This window comes from Streptomyces sp. NPDC044984 (assembly GCF_040646935.1).
GTDB lineage: Bacteria > Actinomycetota > Actinomycetes > Streptomycetales > Streptomycetaceae > Streptomyces.
This window is the reverse complement of sequence record NZ_JBEZBE010000086.1, coordinates 1-6,613: the sequence shown is the minus strand read 5'-3', so window position 1 is coordinate 6,613 and position 6,613 is coordinate 1. Positions and strand designations below refer to the sequence as shown.

Below are 6,613 nucleotides of genomic sequence, written 5' to 3'. Positions count from 1 at the left end.
GTAAGCCCGTGAACGTCTCCACCCACACCGGCTCAGCCCGCAACACCCCACCCATACAGGGTAAATGCCCGGAGCTGAGCCTTCTGCAACAACTTCTAGACGTTGTCTCATTTGGGTTCGTAATCTTGAGGAATGACGATCGTGGAGCGGCTGGTCCCGGACGGGTTGTGGGAGTTGTTCCAGCGGGTGGTGCCACCCGCGCCGACGCGTCCGCAGGGCGGTGGGCGGCGCCGGTACGGTGACCGTGAGGTGCTGGCGGCGATCATCTTCGTGGCTACGACGGGCTGCACGTGGCGGCAGTTGCCGCCGGTCTTCGGCCCGTCGGGGCCGACCGCGCACCGGCGTTTCACCGAGTGGAGTGCCGCCCGGGTCTGGGCGAAGCTGCACCGTCTGGTCCTGGACGAACTGGGCTCGCGCGGGGAGCTGGACTGGTCGCGGTGCGCGATCGACTCGGTGAACATGCGGGCCGTGAAAGGGGGGACCTGACGGGTCCGAATCCTGTCGACCGGGGCAAGAAGGGCTCGAAGATCCATTTGATCACCGAGCGGACCGGTCTGCCCATTTCCGTCGGGATCTCCGGCGCGAACCTTCACGACAGCCAGTCCCTCAAGCCCCTCGTCCGCGGGATACCGCCGATCCGCTCCCGGCGCGGCCCGCGCAGACGCCGGCCCGCCAAGCTCCACGGCGACAAGGGCTACGACTACGACTACCTGCGACGATGGCTGCGCAAGCGGGCATCCGGCACCGCATCGCCCGTAAGGGCATCGAGTTCTTTACCCGGCTCGGTCGGCACCGCTGAACCATCGAACGGACCATGTCCTGGCTGGCCGGCTGCCGCCGCCTGCACTGCCGCTACGAACGCAAGGCCGAACACTTCCTGGCCTTCACCGCCATCGCCTGCACCCTCATCTGTCACCGCAGACTCGCCAAATGAGACGACGTCTTAGGCCGTGTACCGAAAGTGGATCCTGAGCTGTGAATGATCACGGTTCATGGGGCGGGGAGATCTCACGGATGAGCAGTGGGCGATGCTGGAGCCGTTGTTGCCAAAGGGTGCCAGGGCAGGGCGGCCGCCCGTCTGGCCTCGTCGGCAGATGATCGATGGCATACGGTTCCGGGTTCGGACTGGCGTTCCATGGCGGGGTATCCCCGTCGAATACGGGCCGTGAGGCCGGGTCTACGACCTGTTTCGCCGGTGGCAGCGGAACGATACCTGGCAGCGGATCCTCACCCGTCTCCAGTCTCCGGCCGATGCGAAGGGTGCAATCGTCTGGGACCTGAGCGTCGACTCCACCGTGTGCCGCGCCCACCAGTACGCGGCTGGGGCCCGAAGGCAGAGTGAGCTGCAGAAGGAGCCACCAGGCGGCATGTTCACCGAGCCCCATGATCATGGGCTGGGACGGTTGCGTGGCGGGTTCACCACCAAGCTTCACTTGGCCGTCGAGCAAGGCCAGAAGCCCATGTCGATCCTGGTGACCGCCGGACAGCGCGGAGACTCGCCGCAGTTCGAACCGGTGCTGGAGAAGGTGCGCGTGCCCCGCATCGGGCCGGGCCGACCGCGCGTCCGCCCCAACCGTGTGCGGGCTGACGAGGCATACGCCTCCCGCCGAAACCGCGCCTACCTGCGCCGCCGAGGGATCCGCTGCACCATTCCCGAGAAAGCTGACCAGGCGCGCAACCGCCGGAAACTGGGTTCCCACGGCGGCCGGCCGCCGCATTTCGACCCGGCCGACTACCGCAAACGCCATGCGGTCGAGTGCGGGATCAACCGCCTGAAGAGACATCGCGCCGTCGCCACCCGCTACGACAAGCTTGCCGTCCGCTACGAGGCGACCGTACTTGTCGCGGCCATCAACGAGTGGCTTTGAACGGAATGCCCCGCTCTCTTACTCGCTGCGATCTTCATCTGGTCGGCGAGGTGATCCGGAAGAGACGTCCTAGTCTAGAAGGGGTCGAACTCGTCGTACTCGCGCTGCGCGACATCGCGCTCGCGGCGCCGTGCCGCAGCAGGGCGCGGTGCCGCCAGGCGGTGGTCCTTGCCACGCCGGCCCAGCATCTCCGCGCCGGCGGCCATGGTCGGCTCCCAGTCGAAGACGACAGCGTTGTCCTCGGCGCCGATGGCCACGCCGTCGCCGGCCTGGGCACCCGCCTTGCGCAGCTCGTCCTCGACACCGAGACGGTTGAGACGGTCGGCGAGGTAGCCGACGGCCTCGTCGTTGTTGAAGTCGGTCTGGCGGACCCAGCGCTCGGGCTTCTCGCCCCGCACGCGGTAGACGCCGTCCTCCTGCGCGGTCACCGTGAAGCCGGCGTCGTCGACGGCCCTGGGGCGGATGACGATCCGGGTCGACTCCTCCTTCGGCCGGGTGGCCCGCGCCTCGGCGATGATCCCGGCGAGGGCGTACGAGAGGTCGCTGAGGCCCTTGTGCGCGATGGCCGAGACCTCGAAGACGCGGTAGCCGCGTGCCTCCAGGTCCGGGCGGATCATGTCGGCGAGGTCCTGGCCGTCCGGGACGTCGACCTTGTTGAGGGCGACGATGCGCGGGCGGTTCTCGAGGCCGCCGTACAGCCGCAGTTCCTCCTCGATCACGGTGAGGTCCGAGACGGGGTCGCGGCCCGACTCCAGCGTCGCGGTGTCCAGGACGTGCACCAGGACGGAGCAGCGCTCGACGTGCCGCAGGAACTCCAGGCCGAGGCCCTTGCCCTGGCCGGCGCCGGGGATGAGCCCGGGGACGTCGGCGATGGTGTAGACGGTCGAACCGGCGGTGACGACGCCCAGGTGGGGCACGAGGGTCGTGAACGGGTAGTCCGCGATCTTCGGCTTGGCGGCGGAGAGCACCGAGATCAGCGAGGACTTGCCCGTGCTCGGGTAGCCCACGAGCGCGACGTCGGCGACGGTCTTGAGCTCCAGGACGATGTCCCGGCTCTCCCCCGGCTCGCCGAGCAGCGCGAAGCCGGGCGCCTTGCGGCGAGCGGAGGCCAGCGCGGCGTTGCCGAGGCCGCCGCGGCCGCCTTGGCCCGCGACGAAGGTGGTGCCCTGGCCGACCAGGTCGGCGAGGACGTTCCCGGCCTTGTCGAGGACGACGGTGCCGTCCGGGACGGGGAGTACGAGGTCCTGGCCGTCCTTGCCGGACCGGTTGTCACCGGCGCCGGGCCGGCCGTTCGTGGCCTTGCGGTGGGGGTGGTGGTGGTAGTCCAGCAGCGTGGTGACGGCCTGCTCGACGACGAGGATCACATCGCCGCCCCGTCCGCCGTTGCCCCCGTCGGGGCCGCCCAGCGGCTTGAACTTCTCACGGTGCACGGAGGCCACGCCGTGGCCTCCGTCACCCGCGGAGACATGCAGCTCGACGCGGTCCACGAAGGTCGTCATGGTGGGGCCTCCAGATACTGCAGAAAAATACGGAAATGCTTGGAATGTGTCTTGATGCAACGCGCCGAGGGCGGATCGCTTCCCCGGTCAGCGGGAAGTTGAGATCCGCCCTCGGAAGCGGAACAACCTCAGTCCGCAGACGGACCCTGGTGGCTGGTCGTCACCTCGCCGTAGCCTTCGTGATGCGGGGATCGGGGCCGTACTGTCTGGGTACGCCGAGGTTCTCCCGCAGGGTGGTCCCGGGATACTCGGTGGGGTAGATGCCGCGTGCACGCAGGATCGGCACGACCTCGTCGACGAATGCGTCGACGCCGTCCTCGTAGATGTCGGGGAGGACCCAGAACCCGTCGACGGCGCCCGCCTCGAACCATTCCTGCAGGTGATCGGCGTGCACCTCTGCGGGGCCGACCGTCGTGGGGTGGTAGTCGATCACCCCGTGGGCGAGGATGTCGCGGGGCGACCAGCCCTCGCGTGCGACGTCCAAGGCGATTCCGGAACGCGGATCCATCGGGGACGCGTGAGCGGCGGCCAGCTGCTCGGGGGAGAGGGGCTCGTCGTATCGGCTCGGTTCGATGTGCAGTCCCAGCAACGCGCCAAGGTGCGGCAGGCGCGCCTCGATGACGTCGCCGGACAGGGCGAGGCGGCGGTCGAGTCCTTCGCGCACCGTCGGGGTGACCGTCGTCATCAGCCCCGCGAAGTACTTGATGTCGTCGGGGTCGCGTCCGGCCTCCCGCGCGGCGTTGCGCACCATCTCCCGTTGTGCGCGGGCCTCCTCGATCGTCCACACCTCGGCGATGAAGCCGCTCGCGTAGCGGCCGGCGAGCTGGAGCAGGTGGGGGCTGGGGCCCCCGGAGGTGAAGATCACCGGCTGGCCCTGCTCCGACGGCGGGATCGCGAGAGGCCCGCGCGAGGCGACGTACTCGCCTTCCAGGTTGATGGGCCGGAGCTTCGAGGCGTCGATGAAGCGGCCGGAGGTCTGGTCCTTGATCCAGGCGTCCTCCTGCCAGCTGCCCCAGAGCGCCTGGACGACCTGGATGGACTCATGTGCGCGCTGGTAGCGCATGGCGCGGTCCGCGACGCGCCTGCCGTAGTTCGCCGACACGGCGGGATCGCTCGTCGTGACGGCGTTCCAGCCGGCGCGGCCGTGGCTCATCACGTCGAGCGCCTTGAACTGGCGTGCGGTGTTGAACGGCTCCTGGAAGGTGGTGGAACCCGTCGCGACGAAGCCGATCCGGGAGGTGGCCTGCGAGATGGCGGCCAACTGCATCATCGGATCCAAGGTGTGGCCGAGCGTCGAGCGCTCGACATCCCCGCGCACGGCGGGGAAGTCCGGGGTGAACAGGAAGGCGAATCCTCCTCGCTCGGCGGCCTGCGCGTAGCGGATGTTCGCCTCGATCCTGGCGTAGTTGTCGGCGTCGACATGGGGTGCGCGCCAGGCTCCGGCGAGGTTGCCGTAGCCGTCGGTCAGTCCCATGCCGAGGATCATCTTCTTGCCTGCCATGCGGGCGTTCCTTTCAGTGGGAGAGCGTGTGGGTCGTGCTGCCGAAGAACACCAGCGGACGCTGCGTCTCGTCCCTGTGCAGGTCTTTCACCTCGAGCAGCACGAGCGTGTGGTCACCGGCCTCCACGGCTGTACGGGGAGTGACGGTGATCGTCGCGAGAGCGCCCGGGACGAACGCGGCACCGTCGTCGATGTTCATCCCGATACCGCCGAAACGTTCAGCGGCGGGCCGCCGAAGGTCCTGGAGCACCTGTGCCTGCGCTTCACCAAGAACGCTGATGCCCCAGTGCGGTGCGCGGCGCAGGACGGGCCAGGTCGTCGACGTGTGCGCGAACGCGAGGGACACGAGTGGGGGGTCCAGCGACACCGAGGTGAGCGAGTTGGCCGGCATGCCGACGATCTGTCCGTCGATCTCGGCGGCGACGACGGACAGGCCCGTCGCGAATCCCGCGAGCGTGCGCCTCATCGCCGCCGGCGTCACGGACGGTGTGGTTGTCTGCGTCATGAGACGCATGCTCCAACCTTCACACCCATGTTAATGTCAAATGGGAGCCGTCACAGTGACGCTCGCCACCGACCCGGCGCAGCCGACGGCCACGGCCCGGAGAACGGGTGCCTGAGGTGCACGGCAGTCGGGACGCAGTGGCGTCGACGACCATCTCGGTGAGGAGGAGGCATGCGTATCGGGGAATTGTCCAAGAGAACCGGAGTCCCCACTCGGATGCTCCGGTACTACGAGGAGCAGGGGCTCATCACACCGCGTCGTCTCGGCAATGGGTACCGCGAGTATGACGAGTACCTGATCGACCGCGTACACAAGATCCGCGGGCTGCTCGACGCGGGCGTCCCTACGCGCATCATCGGCGACATGCTGCCCTGCCTCAACCAGGGTCCGGAGATCATAGTGGCCGATCCGGACCCGAAGCTGCGCGAGATGCTGCTCGCGCAGCGCGACAAGATGACCGAGCGCATCGCTTTCCTGGAGCAGAACCGCGACGCGCTCACGCGTTACATCGAGGCGATGGACATCGCGGGAAGGGTGCTGCCTGCGAGGGGCGCACGGTGACCGCCTGCGGATTTCATGACCGAGGTCGATCGGTGCCGGAACCTAATGGATCCACCACGTTCCACGCTTCCGGGAGATCGCCGCGGCAGAATCACAGACGAAGTCGTCCTCGCGCACGATGTTGAACTCCTGGCAGTCCGGACATCACCGGAACACCATCTCGTGGGCGAAACCGGAGGGCCGCCCGCGCCCCACAGGGTCCAGAGCACGGGCGACTGCCGACCAGAAGGCCACGTCCGGGCAGCAGCCGGCGGATCGCCGCTGACCGCGCCCCAGGCCCGCCAGTCCGCCTTTACGCCCGAAGGTGATCTCGCTGGCACTCAGAACCACGCCTCCGTCGGCACAGGCCACGTACTCGCTTCGCCGCGGCACCAGCCGAAGCACACCCGTCCGTGTCGACCAGGAAGGTGAACAGTACGGCCCGTTCCACCACCAATCGCCCAGCAATCCAGCCACCAAAATGATCCGGCACCCGCCACTGCCAGACCGGACCACTGCCTTCGGCTCGACCGGGCCGACGTATCGGTAACGCGGCCCCGCCCGCCACTTGAACAAACCTAGAGCACTTCCGACACACGGCCTAAAAGTTGTTGCAGAAGGCTCAGCTCCGGGCATTTACCCTGTATGGGTGGGGTGTTGCGGGCTGAGCCGGTGTGGGTGGAGACGTTCACGGGCTTAC

The 6,613-nt window shown here is 68.1% G+C and carries 4 protein-coding genes and 2 pseudogenes; 3 read left to right on the top strand and 3 right to left on the bottom strand.

Going from position 1 to position 6,613, the window contains the following annotated elements; all coding sequences use genetic code 11:
• Positions 1-132 precede the first annotated feature (132 nt).
• A pseudogene (locus AB0A94_RS38410) lies at positions 133-934 on the top strand (IS5 family transposase).
• A 58-nt stretch (positions 935-992) separates the two neighbouring features.
• Positions 993-1,868: pseudogene (locus AB0A94_RS38405) on the top strand (IS5 family transposase).
• A 74-nt stretch (positions 1,869-1,942) separates the two neighbouring features.
• Here AB0A94_RS38405 and obgE read toward each other — a convergent pair.
• The 3 genes from obgE to AB0A94_RS38390 all read right to left on the bottom strand — a co-directional run bounded on the left by obgE (position 1,943) and on the right by AB0A94_RS38390 (position 5,349).
• Positions 1,943-3,367 carry a GTPase ObgE gene (obgE, locus tag AB0A94_RS38400; RefSeq protein ID WP_361751650.1) on the bottom strand — a complete coding sequence of 475 codons (1,425 nt, stop codon included), beginning with the start codon at positions 3,365-3,367 and terminating at the stop codon, positions 1,943-1,945.
• A gap of 160 nt (positions 3,368-3,527) precedes the next feature.
• Positions 3,528-4,868, bottom strand: coding sequence for an NtaA/DmoA family FMN-dependent monooxygenase (locus tag AB0A94_RS38395; RefSeq protein ID WP_361751648.1), 1,341 nt, complete (start codon positions 4,866-4,868; stop codon positions 3,528-3,530).
• A gap of 13 nt (positions 4,869-4,881) precedes the next feature.
• Positions 4,882-5,349 carry a flavin reductase family protein gene (locus AB0A94_RS38390; protein ID WP_361751646.1) on the bottom strand — a complete coding sequence of 156 codons (468 nt, stop codon included), beginning with the start codon at positions 5,347-5,349 and terminating at the stop codon, positions 4,882-4,884.
• A gap of 195 nt (positions 5,350-5,544) precedes the next feature.
• Here AB0A94_RS38390 and AB0A94_RS38385 point away from each other — a divergent pair, with 195 nt between their 5' ends.
• Positions 5,545-5,934: a MerR family transcriptional regulator gene (locus AB0A94_RS38385; protein ID WP_361751644.1), complete on the top strand. Its 390-nt coding sequence runs from the start codon at positions 5,545-5,547 to the stop codon at positions 5,932-5,934.
• Positions 5,935-6,613 lie beyond the last annotated feature (679 nt).